Origin of the sequence: Kribbella sp. NPDC003557, assembly GCF_040610805.1 — a bacterium.
Classification (GTDB): Bacteria; Actinomycetota; Actinomycetes; order Propionibacteriales; family Kribbellaceae; genus Kribbella.
The window spans coordinates 110,286-126,500 of the sequence record NZ_JBEXMY010000006.1; the positions used below are offsets into that span (position 1 = coordinate 110,286).

18 protein-coding genes, 1 tRNA gene and 1 riboswitch are annotated in these 16,215 nt (G+C 70.0%); of the genes, 14 read left to right on the plus strand and 5 right to left on the minus strand.

Features of this window, described 5'->3' with window-relative positions:
* Positions 1–37: 37 nt before the first annotated feature.
* Positions 38–778: a phosphotransferase gene (locus ABZW60_RS25190; RefSeq protein ID WP_355480703.1), complete on the minus strand. Its 741-nt coding sequence runs from the start codon at positions 776–778 to the stop codon at positions 38–40.
* Complete coding sequence (locus tag ABZW60_RS25195) at positions 775–1,275, minus strand: NUDIX domain-containing protein (protein WP_355480705.1); 501 nt, start codon at positions 1,273–1,275, stop codon at positions 775–777. The genes ABZW60_RS25190 and ABZW60_RS25195 overlap by 4 nt, the downstream gene beginning before the upstream one ends.
* Before the next feature lie 73 nt (positions 1,276–1,348).
* On the opposite strand from ABZW60_RS25195, the gene dop reads away from it, so the two are divergent.
* From dop to ABZW60_RS25230, 7 genes are all read left to right on the plus strand, one after another.
* Positions 1,349–2,869, plus strand: coding sequence for a depupylase/deamidase Dop (gene dop, locus ABZW60_RS25200; protein WP_355480707.1), 1,521 nt, complete (start codon positions 1,349–1,351; stop codon positions 2,867–2,869).
* A 57-nt stretch (positions 2,870–2,926) separates the two neighbouring features.
* On the plus strand, positions 2,927–3,136 hold the full coding sequence (locus ABZW60_RS25205) for a ubiquitin-like protein Pup (RefSeq protein ID WP_130448384.1): 210 nt from the start codon (positions 2,927–2,929) through the stop codon (positions 3,134–3,136).
* An 8-nt stretch (positions 3,137–3,144) separates the two neighbouring features.
* Positions 3,145–3,987 carry a proteasome subunit beta gene (gene prcB / locus ABZW60_RS25210; protein WP_355480710.1) on the plus strand — a complete coding sequence of 281 codons (843 nt, stop codon included), beginning with the start codon at positions 3,145–3,147 and terminating at the stop codon, positions 3,985–3,987.
* A gap of 37 nt (positions 3,988–4,024) precedes the next feature.
* Positions 4,025–4,873: a proteasome subunit alpha gene (gene prcA, locus ABZW60_RS25215; RefSeq protein ID WP_355480711.1), complete on the plus strand. Its 849-nt coding sequence runs from the start codon at positions 4,025–4,027 to the stop codon at positions 4,871–4,873.
* The gene (locus ABZW60_RS25220; protein WP_355480712.1) at positions 4,870–5,487 is read left to right on the plus strand and encodes an NUDIX hydrolase; all 618 of its coding nucleotides are present in this window, start codon (positions 4,870–4,872) and stop codon (positions 5,485–5,487) included. Before prcA ends, ABZW60_RS25220 begins: the two co-directional genes overlap by 4 nt.
* A 62-nt stretch (positions 5,488–5,549) precedes the next feature.
* The gene (locus tag ABZW60_RS25225; RefSeq protein ID WP_355480714.1) at positions 5,550–5,969 is read left to right on the plus strand and encodes a nitroreductase family deazaflavin-dependent oxidoreductase; all 420 of its coding nucleotides are present in this window, start codon (positions 5,550–5,552) and stop codon (positions 5,967–5,969) included.
* A 15-nt stretch (positions 5,970–5,984) separates the two neighbouring features.
* Positions 5,985–6,069, plus strand: a riboswitch (ZMP/ZTP riboswitch).
* A gap of 20 nt (positions 6,070–6,089) precedes the next feature.
* Positions 6,090–6,941 carry a tetrahydrofolate dehydrogenase/cyclohydrolase catalytic domain-containing protein gene (locus ABZW60_RS25230; RefSeq protein ID WP_355480715.1) on the plus strand — a complete coding sequence of 284 codons (852 nt, stop codon included), beginning with the start codon at positions 6,090–6,092 and terminating at the stop codon, positions 6,939–6,941.
* Here the strand turns inward: ABZW60_RS25230 and ABZW60_RS25235 are convergent.
* Positions 6,938–7,828, minus strand: coding sequence for a phytanoyl-CoA dioxygenase family protein (locus tag ABZW60_RS25235; protein WP_355480717.1), 891 nt, complete (start codon positions 7,826–7,828; stop codon positions 6,938–6,940). The genes ABZW60_RS25230 and ABZW60_RS25235 overlap by 4 nt on opposite strands.
* A gap of 99 nt (positions 7,829–7,927) precedes the next feature.
* Between ABZW60_RS25235 and ABZW60_RS25240 the strand changes: the two genes are divergently transcribed.
* From ABZW60_RS25240 to ABZW60_RS25270, 7 genes are all read left to right on the plus strand, one after another.
* Positions 7,928–8,833: a helix-turn-helix domain-containing protein gene (locus tag ABZW60_RS25240; protein ID WP_355480719.1), complete on the plus strand. Its 906-nt coding sequence runs from the start codon at positions 7,928–7,930 to the stop codon at positions 8,831–8,833.
* 84 nt (positions 8,834–8,917) lie between these two features.
* Positions 8,918–9,286 carry a chorismate mutase gene (aroH, locus tag ABZW60_RS25245; RefSeq protein ID WP_134100823.1) on the plus strand — a complete coding sequence of 123 codons (369 nt, stop codon included), beginning with the start codon at positions 8,918–8,920 and terminating at the stop codon, positions 9,284–9,286.
* A gap of 10 nt (positions 9,287–9,296) precedes the next feature.
* Positions 9,297–10,361, plus strand: a complete 1,065-nt coding sequence (locus ABZW60_RS25250; RefSeq protein WP_355480721.1) for a prephenate dehydrogenase — start codon at positions 9,297–9,299, stop codon at positions 10,359–10,361.
* A gap of 31 nt (positions 10,362–10,392) precedes the next feature.
* Positions 10,393–11,073 carry a (d)CMP kinase gene (gene cmk, locus ABZW60_RS25255; RefSeq protein ID WP_355480722.1) on the plus strand — a complete coding sequence of 227 codons (681 nt, stop codon included), beginning with the start codon at positions 10,393–10,395 and terminating at the stop codon, positions 11,071–11,073.
* Positions 11,070–11,798, plus strand: a complete 729-nt coding sequence (locus ABZW60_RS25260) for a lysophospholipid acyltransferase family protein (protein ID WP_355480724.1) — start codon at positions 11,070–11,072, stop codon at positions 11,796–11,798. The genes cmk and ABZW60_RS25260 overlap by 4 nt, the downstream gene beginning before the upstream one ends.
* Positions 11,791–13,158 (plus strand): ribosome biogenesis GTPase Der, encoded by a 1,368-nt coding sequence (gene der, locus ABZW60_RS25265; RefSeq protein WP_355480726.1) that lies wholly within the window; start codon positions 11,791–11,793, stop codon positions 13,156–13,158. The genes ABZW60_RS25260 and der overlap by 8 nt, the downstream gene beginning before the upstream one ends.
* 69 nt (positions 13,159–13,227) lie before the next feature.
* A tRNA-Pro gene (locus ABZW60_RS25270) sits at positions 13,228–13,301 on the plus strand.
* Between the two features lie 45 nt (positions 13,302–13,346).
* On the opposite strand, the gene ABZW60_RS25275 is transcribed toward ABZW60_RS25270, so the two are convergent.
* Positions 13,347–15,521 (minus strand): MMPL family transporter, encoded by a 2,175-nt coding sequence (locus tag ABZW60_RS25275; protein ID WP_355480728.1) that lies wholly within the window; start codon positions 15,519–15,521, stop codon positions 13,347–13,349.
* 69 nt (positions 15,522–15,590) lie between these two features.
* The gene (locus tag ABZW60_RS25280) at positions 15,591–16,139 is read right to left on the minus strand and encodes a helix-turn-helix domain-containing protein (protein ID WP_355480730.1); all 549 of its coding nucleotides are present in this window, start codon (positions 16,137–16,139) and stop codon (positions 15,591–15,593) included.
* Between the last annotated feature and the right edge of the window lie 76 nt (positions 16,140–16,215).

The window sequence follows — 16,215 nt, forward strand, 5'->3', positions numbered from 1 at the left end:
CATCGGCTAATGACCGGTCACCGCCCGGATGGTTGCATCACAGCAGGGAGACGATCCCGCGGAGGCCGTCCGCCACGTCGTCGGGCAGGTCCAGGCGCAGGCCGCGGTGGACGCCGTACCAGGGCGACAGCCGGGCCCAGTCTTTGGCGCGTTCGACCAGGTCAGCGGTTGGTTGATAGACCTCAGCGGCGCCGGCTGCGACGGCCCGCGGGGCGCCGTCGAGGACCCAGCAGAGGTCCAGCGCGGGGTCGCCGATGACGGCGTCGGTCCAGTCGATGATCCCGGTGATCCGGCCGTCGGTCGTCAGGATGTGGTCCGGACCGAAGTCGCAGTGGATCAAGCACTTGCGTACGACGGCCACGCGGTCGAGCAGCTCGTGCGCCGCGGTCCGGGCCTCGGCGGGCAGCAACGGCACGATCTGCGTCCGGAACTCGTCCAGCTCGACAGCCTTCGCCGCGGACGCCGTAGCGGCGTCCAGGGCCCCGCACGAGACGGCTTCTGCCGGGTCAACGGCGTGCAAGGCCTTCAGGAACGAGCCGAGCTCGCGTCCGAGCGCCTCGTCGCCACCTGAGAGCGGGGAGCCGGGCAGCAGGAGGTGACGTACGCCGTCCGCCGTCAGCTCGGGCACAGGCACCGGCAGCGGCAGCTGAGGGGCGAGCCAGGGGAGGAGCGTGACCTCGGCGAGCAGCCGGGGCCGGACCTCCGGGCGGCGCGGTGAACGGTGGATCCACGGGCCGTCGATCCAGGCGTGGCTGTCCCAGCCCTCGACGATCGTCATACCAGGTCTCGGACATAGTCGCCGAGCAGTCCGACGGTGTCCGGCATGAACGGCCACGACGGGTCGTCGAACTTGGCGACCAGGTCCGCAGGGGACATCCAGTCACCCCACTCGACCTCCTCCGGCTGATGCCGCACCGGTCCGTCCCAGACACACGCGTACAGGTACGCGTGGTACCGCGTGTTCTCGTCGGCGTAGTCGCCCTCCGGCAGCCGCGTCAGCTCCACACCGGAGATCCCGAGCTCCTCCTCCAGCTCCCGGACGACGGCGTGGTACGGGTCCTCGCCGGCCGCGACCACGCCGCCCGCGGCGAAGTCGTAGCGGCCCGGGTACACGTCCTTGGTGGTCGTCCGCCGGTGCACGTAGAGGTCGCCGGCCGAATTCCGGACGACCACGCCGGTCGCGGAGTGTCGCAGGTTGTCCCGGCGCATGACCGATCGGGGCACCGATCCGGTGACTTGGTTGTCGTCGTCAAGAATCGCCACCAATTCGTCCATGGGCGCAGTCTCACAGGTAACCCTGTGGACACAGCAACCCATTTCGTCGCCGGTACCGCGTAGGCTCAACTCCATGAGTGTTCGGCGGATCATGGGAACCGAGACCGAATTCGGGATCTCGGTTCCGGGCCAGCCCGGGGCCAACCCGATGCTGACCTCGAGCCAGGTGGTGAACGGCTACGCCCAGACGCAGCCGCTCGCGCGCAAGACCCGGTGGGACTTCGACGAGGAGCACCCACTGCGGGACGCGCGCGGCTTCGACCTGAGCCGGGAGGTGGCCGACTCCAGCCAGCTCACCGACGAGGAGACCGGCCTGGCGAACGTGATCCTCACCAACGGCGCGCGGCTCTACGTCGACCACGCCCACCCGGAGTACTCGGCCCCCGAGACGACGAACCCGCGCGACGCGGTGGTGTGGGACAAGGCCGGCGAGCTGGTGATCATGGAAGGCGCGCGGCAGGCCCGGCTGATCCCCGGTGCGCCGCAGCTGAACCTCTACAAGAACAACACCGACAACAAGGGCGCGTCGTACGGTTCGCACGAGAACTACCTGATGCGCCGCTCGACGCCGTTCGCGTCGATCGTGCGGCACCTGACGCCGTTCTTCGTGAGCCGCCAGGTGGTCACCGGCGCCGGCCGGGTCGGGATCGGCCAGGACGGCGCCGCGCACGGGTTTCAGATCAGCCAGCGGGCGGACTACTTCGAGGTCGAGGTCGGCCTGGAGACGACGCTGAAGCGGCCGATCATCAACACCCGCGACGAGCCGCACGCGAATCCGGACCGCTACCGCCGGCTGCACGTGATCATCGGCGACGCGAACCTGTCGGAGATCTCGACGTACCTGAAGGTCGGGACGACGTCGCTGGTGCTGGCGATGATCGAGGACGGCTGGCTGACCGACGACCTCGGCGTCGACCGGCCGGTGACCGCGCTGCACGAGGTCAGCCACGACCCGACCTGCACGCATCTGCTGACGCTCAAGGACGGCCGCAAGATCACCGCCGTCCAGCTCCAGACGGAGTATCTGGAGCAGGCCCGCAAGTATGTCGAGGACAAGTACGGCGACGACGCGGACCGGCAGACCAAGGACGTCCTGCACCGCTGGGAGCAGGTGCTCGACCAGCTCGCGACCGACCCGATGAAGCTGTCCGACCAGCTCGACTGGGTCGCGAAGTACAAACTGCTCCAGTCCTACCGGGATCGCGACGGCCTCGAGTGGGACGACTCCAAGCTGCACCTCGTCGATCTGCAGTACGCCGATCTCCGCCCGGACAAGGGCCTGTATTACAAGTTGGTGAAGTCGGGGCGGATGCAACGGCTCGTCACCGACGAGGAGATCCGGATGGCGGTCGCGCACCCGCCGACCGACACCCGGGCGTACTTCCGCGGCCGCTGCATGCAGCAGTACGCGCCGCAGGTCGCGGCCGCCTCCTGGGACTCGGTGATCTTCGATCTGCCGGGCAAGGAGTCGCTGCAGCGGATCCCGACCCTCGACCCGTTGCGGGGCACGAAAGCGCATGTCGGGGCACTTCTTGACCAATGCGACACCGCCAGTGACCTGGTTCGCACCATTACTGGGGGTGCGGCCGGGTAGGGTCGCTCTTGAGGGTCGGTTGGGCGGCCCTCCCAGCGGTTCTAGGAGGTGTTTGTCATGGCGAAGGACGGCGGTCAGCAGCACAAGCAGCCGAAGCGTTCGTCGACCGAGGAAGAGGTCGAGCAGGTCGAGGCGTCGGAGGACGTCCAGGAGCGGAAAGAGCGACTCGACGAGGATGTCGACTCGATCCTGGACGAGATCGACGAGGTGCTCGAGGAGAACGCCGAGGAGTTCGTCCGCGGTTTCGTGCAAAAGGGTGGGGAGTGAACCGCTCGATGACATCTGATGCCTCCGGCCGGCTGCCGGAAGCCTTCCTGACCCCGGGCGGCTCGTCGTTCATGGACTTCCTGGCCGGGCACGCGCCCGACCTGCTGCCCGGACGACGGTCGCTGGGCCAGGGTGACCTGTCCAGCGAAGTCCCGCACGGCACGACGATCGTGGCGGCCACCTTCCCCGGTGGCGTGATCATGGCCGGCGACCGGCGGGCCACGATGGGCAACATCATCGCCCAGCGTGACATCGAGAAGGTGTTCCCCGCCGACGAGTACTCGGCGGTCGCGTTCGCCGGCTCGGCCGGCTTCGGGATCGAGATGGTCCGGTTGTTCCAGGTCGAGCTGGAGCACTACGAGAAGCTCGAGGGCGCCACCCTGAGCCTCGACGGCAAGGCCAACCGGCTCAGCGCGCTGATCCGCGGCAACCTGCCGATGGCGATGCAGGGCCTCACCGTGGTGCCGCTGTTCGCGGGCTACGACGAGGACATCAAGGGCGGCCGGATCTTCTCCTACGACCCGACCGGCGGTCGTTACGAGGAGACCCACTTCCACAGCGTCGGCTCGGGCTCGCTGTTCGCCCGCGGCGCGCTGAAGAAGCTGTACCGCGAGGACCTGTCCGAGACCGACTGCGCGACGGTGGCGATCCAGTCCCTGATCGACGCGGCCGACGACGACTCGGCGACGGGCGGCCCGGACATGCTCCGGCGGATCTTCCCGGTGGTCGGCGTGGTCACCGCGGACGGTTACCGGCGGCTGCCGGAGGACGAGGTGGCGACGCTCGTCGACGCGGCCTGGAGCCAGCGGCACCAGCGCCCCGACGGCCCGGCCTCGGCGTCCCTGACCTGACCTTGACCCCGATCAACTGACGAGGACGACACCTTCGATGAGCGTTCCCTTCTACGTCTCGCCCGAGCAGCTGATGCGGGACCGGGCGGACTTCGCCCGCAAAGGCATCGCCAAGGGCCGCAGCGCGATCGCGCTGCAATATGCCGACGGCATCCTGTTCGTCGCGGAGAACCGGTCGCCCGCGCTGCACAAGGTGGCCGAGATCTACGACCGGATGGCTTTCGCCGCCGTCGGGCGCTACAACGAGTTCGAGAACCTGCGGATCGCCGGCGTCCGGCTCGCCGACATGCGGGGGTACTCCTACGACCGGCGCGACGTCACCGGCCGGGCGCTGGCCAACGCCTACGCCCAGACCCTCGGCGCGATCTTCTCCTCCGGCGGCGAGAAGCCGCTCGAGGTCGAGATCCTGGTCGCCGAGATCGGCACCAGCGCGGCCGAGGACCAGATCTACCGGCTCACGTACGACGGCTCCATCGCCGACGTCCGTGGGTACGCCGTGATGGGCGGCCCGGCCGACCAGGTCGCGGACTACGTCGGCGAGCACTACACCGAGGGCATCTCGCTGGCCGGCGCGCTCCGGCTCGCGGTGGACGCGCTCGGCCACGACGGCACCGAGGTCCGGGAGCTGACGCCGGACCAGCTCGAGGTCGCGGTCCTGGACCGCACCCGGTCCCAGGTGCGCAAGTTCAAGCGGATGTCCGAGGAGACGCTGGCCGGCATCCTGAGCGAGTCCCGTCCGGCCGAGGCGCCGACGGAGCCCGCCGAGGGCGAGGGCAAGTCCGAGGCGTCAGGGGAGTCGTCGACCGACGAAGCTCCGACCGCCCCGCCGGAGGACGACGCACCGGTCGCACCGCCGGAGGATCCCGACACCGACCGTCCCCTGTGACGGACCAGCTCGACGACGCAGCCGCCACCGACGAGGTGGCGGCTGCGCCGTCTGACGGCCGGTCGGCCGGCGCCGTCGCGGCGCCTCCGGGAGAGTTCCGGGATGGGGACCCCGGGCCGTGGGTGCTCGTGGGGGAGGAGCCTGGCTTCAACCGGTTCCTGAGTGTGAGCCTCCGGCGGTACCGGCTGCCGGACGGGCGCGAGGTCGACTGGGACGTCCTCGGCCCGAAGTCCGCCGACGGGATCACCGCAGGTGTGACCGTGCTGCCGTTGACACCCGAGGGCCGGATCGTCACGATCCGGATGTTCCGGGCCGGTCCCGATGCCGTGGTCACGAATCTGCCCGGCGGCCTGGTCGAGCCCGGCGAGGACGTCGCCCTCGCAGGTGCACGGGAGCTCGAGGAGGAGACCGGTTACACCTGCGAGACGCTCGACGTGGTCGGCTGGCAGTGGTCCGGCGCCTCCTCGACGTACCGCAAGTACGTCGCGATCGCACGGCTGCCGCCCGGACGGGAAGCAGCAGCTGGACGAGACCGAGGACTGTGTCCCGGTGGAGCTGACCGTGGACGCGTTCCGTGCCGAGCTGCGCACTCCGGGTGCGATGACTGGAATTGATGCCGCCTATCTGGCGTTGGACCACGCAGGCTTGCTCTAGCACATCTGCGGAGGACAACGATATGAGCGACTGGAACGCGAACGTCATCACGGAGTTCCGGACGAACGACGGCAAGGTCGGAGGCCAGTTCGAGGGCGCTCCGATGGTGCTGCTGCACCACTACGGCCGCAAGAGCGGACAGGAGTACGTCGCCCCGACGATGTACCTGGCCGACGAGACCGACCCGAGTGTCATCTACGTCTTCGCCAGCAAGGGCGGAGCCCCCACCAACCCGGAGTGGTACCGCAACCTCGTCGCGGCCGGTAAGGGCACCGTCGAGGTCGGCACCGAGACGTACGAGGTCGTCGTCAGCGAGGTGACCGGCGCCGAGCGCGACCGCATCTACGCCGAGCAGGCCCGACGCTACCCGGGCTTCGCCGACTACGAACGCAAGACCGCCGGGATCCGCACCATCCCGGTCCTCGCGCTGAAGCGCGCCTGAGCGCTCGGTATCCTGACAGCGGACCGCGACTGGCGCTGAGGTGGACGACCACCGGGGAACGGTCTGCCATCCGGCTTCGCCGCGCGCCTGGGCACCTTCGAACGCAGAGGAGTGCTTCAGATGACCGCTGATCTGATGATCGGGACCGATCTCGCGGCCGGGATGGTCGCCAAGGCCGCCGACCGCGCCCGCGTCGTGCAGGAGCAGTACGGCGTGCAGCCGTGCCTGGCGACCGTCCTGGTCGGTGACGACCCGGCGTCGGCGACCTACGTGCGGATGAAGCAGAACCGGTCGAAGAAGGCCGGGATCGCTTCGCGCAGCGTCGTGCTGCCGGCCGCGACGACCACCGAGGAACTCGTCGCGGAGATCACCAAACTGTCCGACGACCCGGCCGTGCACGGGATCCTGCTGCAGCATCCGGTGCCGGCACAGATCGACGAGCGGGCCGCCTTCGAGGCGATCGACCCGGCGAAGGACGTCGACGGCGTGACGATGCGCTCGTTCGCGGCGATGGCGTTCAATGACACCAGGGACCCCGGCTTCCGGTCCGCGACGCCCGGCGGGATCATGCGGCTGCTGGCGGCGTACGACGTACCGCTCGAAGGGGCGCACGCGGTCGTCATCGGCCGCAGCCCGATCCTCGGCAAGCCGGCCGGCATGTTGCTGCTGGCATCGAACGCGACCGTCACGTACGCGCACTCCCGGACCCGCGACCTGCCGGACCTGGTCCGGACCGCCGACGTCCTGATCGCGGCCGTCGGCAAGGCGGAGTTCGTCCGCGGCGACTGGCTGAAGCCGGGCGCGGTGGTGGTCGACGCCGGATACAACGAGGGCAACGTCGGCGACGTGCACTTCGCGGAGGCGGCCGAGGTCGCCCGGCTGATCACGCCGGTCCCGGGCGGGGTCGGGCCGATGACGATCGCCCTGCTGCTGGAGCAGACGGTCGACGCCGCCGAGGCGCAGCTGGGTTAGCGGTCGCAGCCGCCGTCCTTGTCCGGACGGGAGTGCGGCCGGGCGATGTCGTCGATGCCCTTGTAGGCGTACGGATCGGTGCCGGCGACCATCACGATGTCGCGGTAGTCGTGCTTGCCGACGTGGACGCCGTCCGGCACGGACTGCCAGGGCAGCAGCGACTCCGCGCTCATGTAGTGGTTGGCGAGCGCGCGGCGGAGTCCGTGCCGGCCGGTGTTCGGCAGTGATCGGTGCAAGAGGTAGCCGTTGAAGATCACCGCCGATCCTGCCGGTACTTCGACCGGTACGGCGTCGTCGTCGGAGTACGGGAAGTCGAACGCCTCCACCGTGCAGTCGAAGCGGAGGTCGTCCTGCTCCCGGTCGGGATAGATGACGCCGCGTTGATGCGAGCCGGGCAGCACCCAGAGGCAGCCGTTCTCCACCGTCGCGTCGTCGAGCGCGATCCAGGCGGCGGTCAGCGACCGGTCCCTGGTCGGGATGAAGAACTCGTCCTGGTGCCACGCCTGGCCCGGCTTGCCCTCGGGCTTGATGAACAGCATCGACTGCATCGCCTTCACGTTCGGCCCGATCAGAGCGGTGAGCGCCTCGACCACGCTGGGGGCGTGAAGTGCGGCAAGGGCCGCGTCGGACACCTTGTGCGGATGGTGGATGCACAAGAACCTGCGCAGGACATCGTCTGTGGGCTCGGCGTCTGTGGGTCGGGCGGCCGGAACGCCGCCGACGGCGCCGAGGTCACCGCGGCACAGTTGCTCGGCCGCGGTGTGGAGATCGGTCACCTGGCCGGGTGACAACGCCTGATCGAGGACGACGAAGCCGTCCCGGCGGTAGGACTCGATCAGCTCGTCGGTGACCGCGTCGAAGCGACGTACGCGGGTGGCAGAGGGCATGGGCGGGGCTCCGTCCGGTCCAGGTGTCGGTGTCCGGTTCACCGTCTCAGGGCCGATGGCCCCCGCCAATGTCGCGGCCGCGCGCTTTACTATCTGTTCGTGACCTCGGGACCACCGGCGATCAGCGTGAACTCCCTGGTCCAGATCGCGGATTACGCGCCCGGCGCGACCTACGGACCGCGCTGGTTGCCGAACTTCGAGCTGCTCTGGATCCTGCACGGATCGGCGCTCTGGCGGACCGAGGTGTACGACGACGCCGGCGTACGGCAGGCGACTGTCGAGCACGAGCTGCGCCCGGGGACGGTGGCGCTCGCCCGACGCGGACACCGGGACGCCTATATCTGGGACTGTGATCGCTGGTCGCGGCACGCCTATGTGCACTTCCAGATCGACGACTTCGGCGGGCTCGGCGATCCGGCCGGTTGGCCGTCGGTGCGGTCGATGTCCGATCCGGGTCTGCTCGAGGAGCTGTGCGCCTACGTGCTGGATCTGGCCGGTGCACCGTCGCCGGTCCGCGGACTGAGCGATCGGCTGGTGTCGACGATGCTGGAGGTCTTCGTCGGCGCTCCGCTCGGACCGACCCGTGCCGAGATGCCGGATGCCGTCCGGCGCATGGTGGACCACGTCGCCGCCCTGTGGGCCAGGACCGGTCCGCGGATCGTCCCGGTCGCGGAGCTGGCGGCGGCGGCCCATCTGTCGGCGGGGCATCTGCATCGGCTCTTCAGGGCGCAGTACGCCTGCGGGCCGGCGCAGGCGCTGGACCTGGTCCGGCTGGCCCGGGCGGCGATCGCGCTCCTGCGCACCAATGCGACGATCGGCGAGATCGCGTCCGACTGCGGCTACAGCAATCCGTACCACTTCTCGCGGCGCTTCGCCCTGGCGTACGGCGACCCGCCGGGGACGTTCCGTCGCCGCCGGCAGCTGTCCGATCCGCTCGCCCCGGTCCGGGAGGCCGGGCTGCTTCCGATCGCCCGGCGGCTGCTGGAAGCGGCCCGGACCGGCTGACCCGCGCGCACGATCCGAGACGGCTGTCCATACCTTGACTACCCTGGCCTAGGGTTGGGGGAGACGAACGAAGGAGGCGAGCACGTGGCGGTACGGGCGATCCGGGGTGCCACCCAGCTGGACGTGGACGAGCGAGAGCACCTGCTCGAGCGGTCCGCGGAGCTGGTGAAGGCGGTCCTGGAGGCGAACGATCTGGAGAACGAGGATCTGATCAGCATCCTGTTCACCGTCACGTCGGACCTGCGCTCGGAGTTTCCCGCCGTCGCCGGGCGGCAGATCGGGCTCACCGACGTACCGCTGATGTGCATGCAGGAGATCCCCGTGCCGCACGCGCTGCCGCGGGTGGTCCGGCTGATGGTGCACACCGAGACGTCCCGGTCGCGCGACAAGATCCAGCATGTGTACCTCCACGGCGCGGTCGCGCTCCGTCCTGATCTGACCGGCGCCCAGTGAAGGCAGCACGGTGACCGAGTTGCGGGGCCCGGTCCGGATCGTCGGCACCGGCTTGATCGGTACGTCGATCGGTCTCGCGCTGGCCCGGCTGGGTGTCGTCGTCGAGCTCGTCGACGGGAACCCGGACAACGCGCTGATGGCCGAGCGGATCGGCGCCGGCGCGCGGGTGGTCGACATCGAGCCGCAGCTGGTCGTGGTCGCTGTACCGCCGGACCACGTGGGTGCCGTCGTCGCGGAGCAGTTGCGGGAGACGCGAGCGATCGTCACCGACGCGGCCAGCGTGAAGTCGAAGCCGCTCTCCGACGCGCGCCGGCTGACCGACGACGTCAGCCGGTACGTCGGCAGCCACCCGATGGCCGGCTCCGAACGCAACGGCCCGCTCGCCGCGCGAGCGGACCTGTTCGACGGCGCCACCTGGGCGATCACGCCGCACGCCACGAGTGCCCCCGAGGCGGTCGACCTCGTACGGCGGCTCGCGGAGGCCTGTGGCGCGCGAACCGTCGAGCTGTCCGTCGAGGACCACGACCTGGGCGTGGCCCGGGTCTCGCACCTTCCGCACCTGATGTCGGCGCTCGCCGCGGGGACCCTCGCGGACGCGCCGTCCTCACATCTCGAGCTGTCCGGTCAGGGTGTCCGCGACGTCACCCGGATCGCGGCCGGCGACCCGCGGCTGTGGACCCAGATCGTGTCTGCGAATTCGACCGCGCTGACCGGCCTGCTGGAGCAGATCCGCGGCGAGCTCGACCGGCTGCTCGTTGCCCTCGGCAAGGAAGAGGCGGCCGACGAGCTGACCGCGATCCTCGGCCAGGGCGTGTCCGGCGCGGTGCGGGTGCCGGGCAAGCACGGTACGCCGCACATCGACCTGGTCACGGTGCTCGTCACGATCCCGGACCGCCCCGGCCAGCTGGCCCGGCTGTTCGCCGACGCGGCCGAGTCCGGCGCCAACGTCGAGGACCTGCGCATCGACCACAGCCCCGGCCGTCCGGTCGGTGAGGTCGAGCTGGCCGTCAAGCCCGGCTCCGTGGACCAGCTGGTCGACGTCCTGACCGAGCGTGGGTGGGTAGTCCACCGCTGAACTGTCCCCGCGCGAAGGTAATCTTCGGGGCATGATCATCGCTGTGGACGGGCCGAGCGGCTCCGGTAAGTCGAGCACCGCCCGCGGAGTCGCCACCCGGCTCGGCCTGCGTTACCTGGACACCGGTGCGACGTACCGCGCGGTGACCTGGTCGGCCGTCGCGCGCGGGCTGGACCTGGACGACACGGCGGCGGTCGCGCAGCGCGCCCGGGAGCTGGAGCTGGAGATCAGCACCGACCCGGGCCACCAGTTCGTGATCGCCGACGGGACCGACATCACCGCCGCGATCCGGGAGCCCCGGATCAGCGAGGTGGTGTCGAAGATCGCCACCAACCTGGACGTCCGGCACGAGCTCGTCCGCCGCCAGCGGGCGGTCATCGACGCCGCGCAGGACGGCGGCGGGATCGTGGTCGAGGGCCGCGACATCGCCACCGTGGTCGCCCCGGACGCCGAGCTGAAGGTGCACCTGACCGCCGACCAGGACGCCCGGCTGTCCCGGCGCGGCGCCGAGCTGAAGTCCGGTTCGGTGACCGCCGAGCAGCTGCGCGACCAGATCGTCCGCCGCGACGCCGACGACGCCACCGTCTCGCAGTTCATGGTCGCCTCCGACGGCGCCGTCACCGTCGATTCCACCCATCTGACCCTCGAGGAGGTCATCGACGTGATCAGCCGGCTCGCCAAGGAGACCGTCCCTCGAGGCCGGGAGCTATGACGGCAGAGCTCACCGGGCACAAGGATCTGCCCCGCACCGACGATCTGCCCGCGCTGCCGTACCGGCTGGCGCTCCCGCTGCGGAAGGTCGCCGCTCCGTACTTCCGCCGTAAGTACCAGCTGACCATCCATCACGAGGACCGGTTCCCGCTGACCGGCCCGCTGCTGATGGCGCCGAACCACCTGAGCCTGCTGGACGGTCCGCTGCTCGGCGCGATCGCGCCGCGGATGCTGCACCAGCTCGGCAAGATCGAGGTCTTCGGCGGGCTCCAGGGCGCGTTCCTGCGGCGGATCGGGCAGATCCCGGTCGACCGGTCGTCGTACGACGTGCTTGCGGTCCGGAAGTCGATCCAGGTCCTGCGCGACGGGCGAGTGCTGAACATCTACCCGGAGGGCACCCGCGGGCCGGGCGACTTCAGCCGGATCCGGGACGGGGTGGCGTACCTGGCGATGGTCACCGGCGCACCGATCCTGCCGGTGGCGCTGCTCGGGACCCGGCTGCCGGCCGGTAGCGTCGAGGGGCATCCGCCGACCGGGAGCCGGGTCGACGTGGTGTACGGCGAGGCTTTCGCCGTCGAGCGCGTACCCTTTCCCAGGAGACATTCCGACGTACAGGCGGTCACCGACCACATCGGGGACGTGCTGCGCGCCCATGTGAAGGCGGCCGTCGACGAAACCGGCCACCCGCTTCCGGGCTGGCGAGACCAGAAGGACCCTGATGACTGACCTGCCCACCGAAGTACCGACGCACGACCGCGAAGACACCGGGCCGCTGCCCGTGCTCGCGATCGTCGGCCGGCCGAACGTGGGCAAGTCCACGCTGGTCAACCGCATCATCGGCCGCCGCGAGGCGGTCGTCGAGGACACCCCGGGCGTCACCCGCGACCGCGTGTCGTACGACGCGAACTGGGCCGGCCGGGAGTTCACGGTGGTCGACACCGGCGGCTGGGACCCGGACGCGGTCGGCATGGCCGCCCTGGTCGCGGCCCAGGCGGAGGTCGCGATCAACGCGGCCGACGCGGTGCTGTTCGTGGTCGACGCCGTGGTCGGCATCACCGACGCGGACGAGGCCGTGGTCCGGGTCCTGCGGAAGTCCGGCAAGCCCGTCGTCCTGGCCGCGAACAAGGTCGACGACCAGCGGATCGAGTCCGAGGCGATGAACCTGTGGGCGCTCGGCATCGGTGAGCCGTTCCCGATCTCGGCCATGCACGGCCGGGGGACCGGCGACATGCTCGACGCGGTCCTGGCCGCCCTGCCCGAGGCGCCGGCGGAGCGCGACGACGAGGTCGGCGGCCCGCGCCGGGTCGCGATCGTCGGCAAGCCGAACGTGGGCAAGTCGTCACTGCTCAACAAGGTCGCCAAGGAGGACCGGGTCGTCGTCAGCGACGTCGCCGGCACGACGGTGGACCCGGTCGACGAGCTGATCACGCTCGGCGGGCAGGAGTGGCGGTTCATCGACACCGCCGGCATCCGGCGCAAGGTGAAGAACGTCCAGGGCCACGAGTACTACGCCTCGCTGCGGACCAACGCGGCGATCGAGCGCGCCGAGGTCGTGGTGGTCGTGATCGACGCGTCGGAGTCGATCACCGAGCAGGACCTGCGGATCATGAACGCGGTCGAGGAGGCCGGCAAGGCGCTGGTGATCGCGTACAACAAGTGGGACCTGGTCGACGAAGAGCGCCGCTACTACCTGGAGCGCGAGATCGACCGCGACCTGGTCCAGTTCCGCTGGGCGCCGCGGGTCAACATCAGCGCGCTCACCGGCCGGCACATGGAGAAGATGGTGCCCGCGATCGAGGCCGCGCTGGACGGCTGGCAGACCCGCGTCCCCACCGGCCAGCTGAACGCCTTCCTCGGCCGCCTGGTCGCCGCCCACCCGCACCCGGTCCGCTCCGGCAAGCAGCCGAAGATCCTGTTCGGCACCCAAGCGACCACGATGCCCCCCACCTTCGCGATCTTCACCTCCGGCCAGATCGAACCGTCCTACCAACGCTTCATCGAACGCCGCCTCCGCGAGGACTTCGGCTTCGTCGGCAGCCCCGTCCACGTTCAGATCCGAGCCCGCCAGAAGAACAAGAAACGCTGACCGAACCCGGTAAGAACCACCCCACCGGATGGGGTAAGGTTTACCCCGGTCCGCCGATCAGGCGGATTTCGGGCTGTGGCGCAGTTTGGTAGCGCACCGGTCTGGGGGACCGGGGGTCGCAGGTTCAAGTCCTGTCAGCCCGACAGCAAAGCCCTGGCGAGTCGAGACTCGCCAGGGCTTTCGTCGTCTCAGCGGACGTCGGCCAGTTGTTTCTTCTCGGGCTCCTGGTTGATTCGGAGGGACTCGCCTTCGATGTCCACGCGGGGGGTGAGGCGGTCCAGCCACTTCGGGAACCACCACGCGCGGTCGCCGAGGAGGCTGAGGATGGCGGGGACCAGGGTCATGCGGACGACGAAGGCGTCGATCAGGACGCCGATGGTGAGGCCGAAGCCGATGGCCTTGATGATCGGGTCCTCGACCAGGATGAAGCCGGCGAAGACCGACGCCATGATGAGGGCGGCGGCGGTGACGACGCGGGCGCCGTGGCCGAGGCCCTGGACGGTGGCGTCGTTCGCGTGCCGGCCGTGCACGAACTCCTCGCGCACCCGGGACACGATGAACACCTCGTAGTCCATCGCCAGCCCGAACAGGATGCCCATCATGATGATCGGCAGGAAGCTGACCAGCGGGCCGGGGGAGTCGACCCCGACCAGGCTCGCCAGATGCCCTTCCTGGAACACCGCGATCGTGATCCCGAACGTCGCCCCGATCGTCAGCACGAAGCCGAGCGTGGCCTTCAGCGGCACCAGCACCGACCGGAATGCGAGCAGCAACAGCAGGAACGACAGCCCGATCACGACGAACAGGTAGGTCGGCAGCGCGTCGGACAGCTTGTTCGACACGTCGACCCCGACCGCCGTGTTGCCGGTCACCGAGATACTCGCGTCACCCGTGGCGAGCGGCTTGACCGCGGATCGCAGGTTCTTCACCAGCTCGGCGGTCTCCTCGCTGGCCGGCCCGCTACGAGGGATCACCTGCAGCAACCGCGTCGTACCGTCCTGGCTCGCCGCCGCGGGCTGTGCCGCCACGACATCGGGGAGCCCTTGCGTCTTGCCGAGCACCTGCTGGACGAGCGCGTTCGACGTCGCCGCGTCGTTGCTCTTCACAACAACCACCAGCGGCCCGTTGGCCCCCGGTCCGAACGCCGCGGCGGTCAGGTCGTACGCGACCCGCTGATTGCTCCCAGCGGCCGCCGAGGCACCGTCCGGCAGAGCGAGCTGCATGTCCTTCGCCGGAATCGCCAGCAACCCCAGACCGACGATGCCAACAGCAACGATAGGAACCCGCAGCCGGGTCACGAGCCGACCCCACCGGAAGCCGAACCCCTCCTTGTGAGTCGCCGCGGCGGGCGCCTTCCGAAGCTTGCGCGGCAGCACCCGGTTCCCCACGAACCCGAGCAACGCCGGCAGCAACGTCAACGCCACCAGTACGGCGGTCAGCACCGTCGCCGCGGCGGCCAGCCCCATCGCGGTCAGGAACGGTACGCCGACCACGGACAGCCCCGCCAGCGCGATCACCACGGTCGCCCCCGCGAACAGCACCGCCGACCCGGCCGTCGCCGTCGCCCGCGCCACGGACTCCTCCGGGTCCATGCCCTCGCCCAGCTGCGACCGGTGCCGCGAGCTGATGAACAACGAGTAGTCGATCCCCACCGCGAGCCCGAGCATCAGCGCCAGGATCGGCGCCGTCGACGACACATCGGTGAACGCGGTCACGATGAACAGCCCGGCCATCCCGGCCAGTACGCCGAGCAGCGCCGTCACCAGCGTCATCCCGGCCGCGACCAGCGACCCGAACGTGACGACCAGGACGACGGCCGCGACCGCGACGCCGATCACCTCGGTCGCACCGATCTCCGGGACCCCGGCTTTGATCTGCCCGCCCGGCACCACCTGGAGGTCGCCGGAGCTCAGCGCGCTCAGACCGTCGTACCCGTCGCTGCTCTCGTGTGACAGCTCGTCGGCCGGCTTGTCGAACTGCACGCTGATCAGCCCCGTCGTACCGTCCGGACTGATCGCCTTGCTCGTGAACGGGTCGATCGCCGCGATCACCTCGGGCACCTTCGTGACCTTGGCGACGGTGGCGCCGACGGCGGCCTTCACGATCGGGTCGGCGAGCGTCTTGCCCTCGGGCGCCTTCACAACGACCGTCGCGGACGCGCCGCTGGCGGCCGGCAGTTCCTGCTTCAGCGCGTCGAGTGCGCGCTGTGACTCGGTTCCCGGGATCGAGAACGTGTTCGCGGTCTTGCCGCCGAGCGTGAGCGCGCCGACGCCCAGCAGGACGAGGAACAGCGCCCAGACGGCGGCGACGAGGCGGCGCCGCTGGTACGAGAACCGGCCGAGCCGGTACAGGAGGTTGGCCATCGTGTTCCGTTTCCGTGTCGGTTCAAGGCAGGGTCGATCGCCCGCCGGCGGGGGCGGGTTCGTGCGCGGTCAGGCGCGGCGGAGAAGTCTTCGCAGGGCGATGTCGCAGAGTCGTCGGAGGTCGTCGTCGGTGCGCTCGTCGGAGTGCCGGCACTCGCCGAGCAGGCCGTTGATGGCGAACTTGGCCAGGTCCTGCTCGAGTGGGTCGTCCGAGCCGGCCATGTACTGCGTCATGCGCAGGCCGTCGGCGACCAGCGGCGCGACCTCGGGCATCTGCTCGATGACCGGGATCACGTCCTGGAGCACGTCCACGACGCCGCGGTGCTCGACGGCGAGGTCGATGAAGCGCTGGATCGTCAGCTCCTGCGCGGCCGCGCGGGGGAGTTCGGCTGCGGCGGTGACCAGCTCGGCCAGGTCCGCGGCGGCCGGCTCGAGGACGGCGGCCAGGACGGCCGGCTTGCCGCTGAAGTGGTACAGCACGGTCGCCTTCGAGCAGCCTGCCGCGGTCGCGATGTCCTGCAGCGACGTCGCGTTGTAGCCGCCGGCCTGGAACAGGGCCATCGCCTGGCGCACGATCTCGCGCCTGGTCCGCTCCCGGGCGGGGGTGGTCACTGCCATGTCATGCATCCTGACTGACCGATCGGCCAGTTTTCAACCGATCGGTCAGTTCTGTGGTCGGGTTCACGTGCTTGCT

Excerpts from the sequence above, each read along its gene's own strand:
- ABZW60_RS25190 (WP_355480703.1), bottom strand. The coding sequence starts at position 778 with ATGACGATCGTCGAGGGCTGGGACAGCCACGCCTGGATCGACGGCCCG.
- ABZW60_RS25195 (WP_355480705.1), bottom strand. The coding sequence starts at position 1,275 with ATGGACGAATTGGTGGCGATTCTTGACGACGACAACCAAGTCACCGGA.
- dop (WP_355480707.1), top strand. The coding sequence starts at position 1,349 with ATGAGTGTTCGGCGGATCATGGGAACCGAGACCGAATTCGGGATCTCG.
- ABZW60_RS25205 (WP_130448384.1), top strand. The coding sequence starts at position 2,927 with ATGGCGAAGGACGGCGGTCAGCAGCACAAGCAGCCGAAGCGTTCGTCG.
- prcB (WP_355480710.1), top strand. The coding sequence starts at position 3,145 with ATGACATCTGATGCCTCCGGCCGGCTGCCGGAAGCCTTCCTGACCCCG.
- prcA (WP_355480711.1), top strand. The coding sequence starts at position 4,025 with ATGAGCGTTCCCTTCTACGTCTCGCCCGAGCAGCTGATGCGGGACCGG.
- ABZW60_RS25225 (WP_355480714.1), top strand. The coding sequence starts at position 5,550 with ATGAGCGACTGGAACGCGAACGTCATCACGGAGTTCCGGACGAACGAC.
- ABZW60_RS25230 (WP_355480715.1), top strand. The coding sequence starts at position 6,090 with ATGACCGCTGATCTGATGATCGGGACCGATCTCGCGGCCGGGATGGTC.
- ABZW60_RS25235 (WP_355480717.1), bottom strand. The coding sequence starts at position 7,828 with ATGCCCTCTGCCACCCGCGTACGTCGCTTCGACGCGGTCACCGACGAG.
- cmk (WP_355480722.1), top strand. The coding sequence starts at position 10,393 with ATGATCATCGCTGTGGACGGGCCGAGCGGCTCCGGTAAGTCGAGCACC.
- ABZW60_RS25260 (WP_355480724.1), top strand. The coding sequence starts at position 11,070 with ATGACGGCAGAGCTCACCGGGCACAAGGATCTGCCCCGCACCGACGAT.
- der (WP_355480726.1), top strand. The coding sequence starts at position 11,791 with ATGACTGACCTGCCCACCGAAGTACCGACGCACGACCGCGAAGACACC.
- ABZW60_RS25275 (WP_355480728.1), bottom strand. The coding sequence starts at position 15,521 with ATGGCCAACCTCCTGTACCGGCTCGGCCGGTTCTCGTACCAGCGGCGC.
- ABZW60_RS25280 (WP_355480730.1), bottom strand. The coding sequence starts at position 16,139 with ATGGCAGTGACCACCCCCGCCCGGGAGCGGACCAGGCGCGAGATCGTG.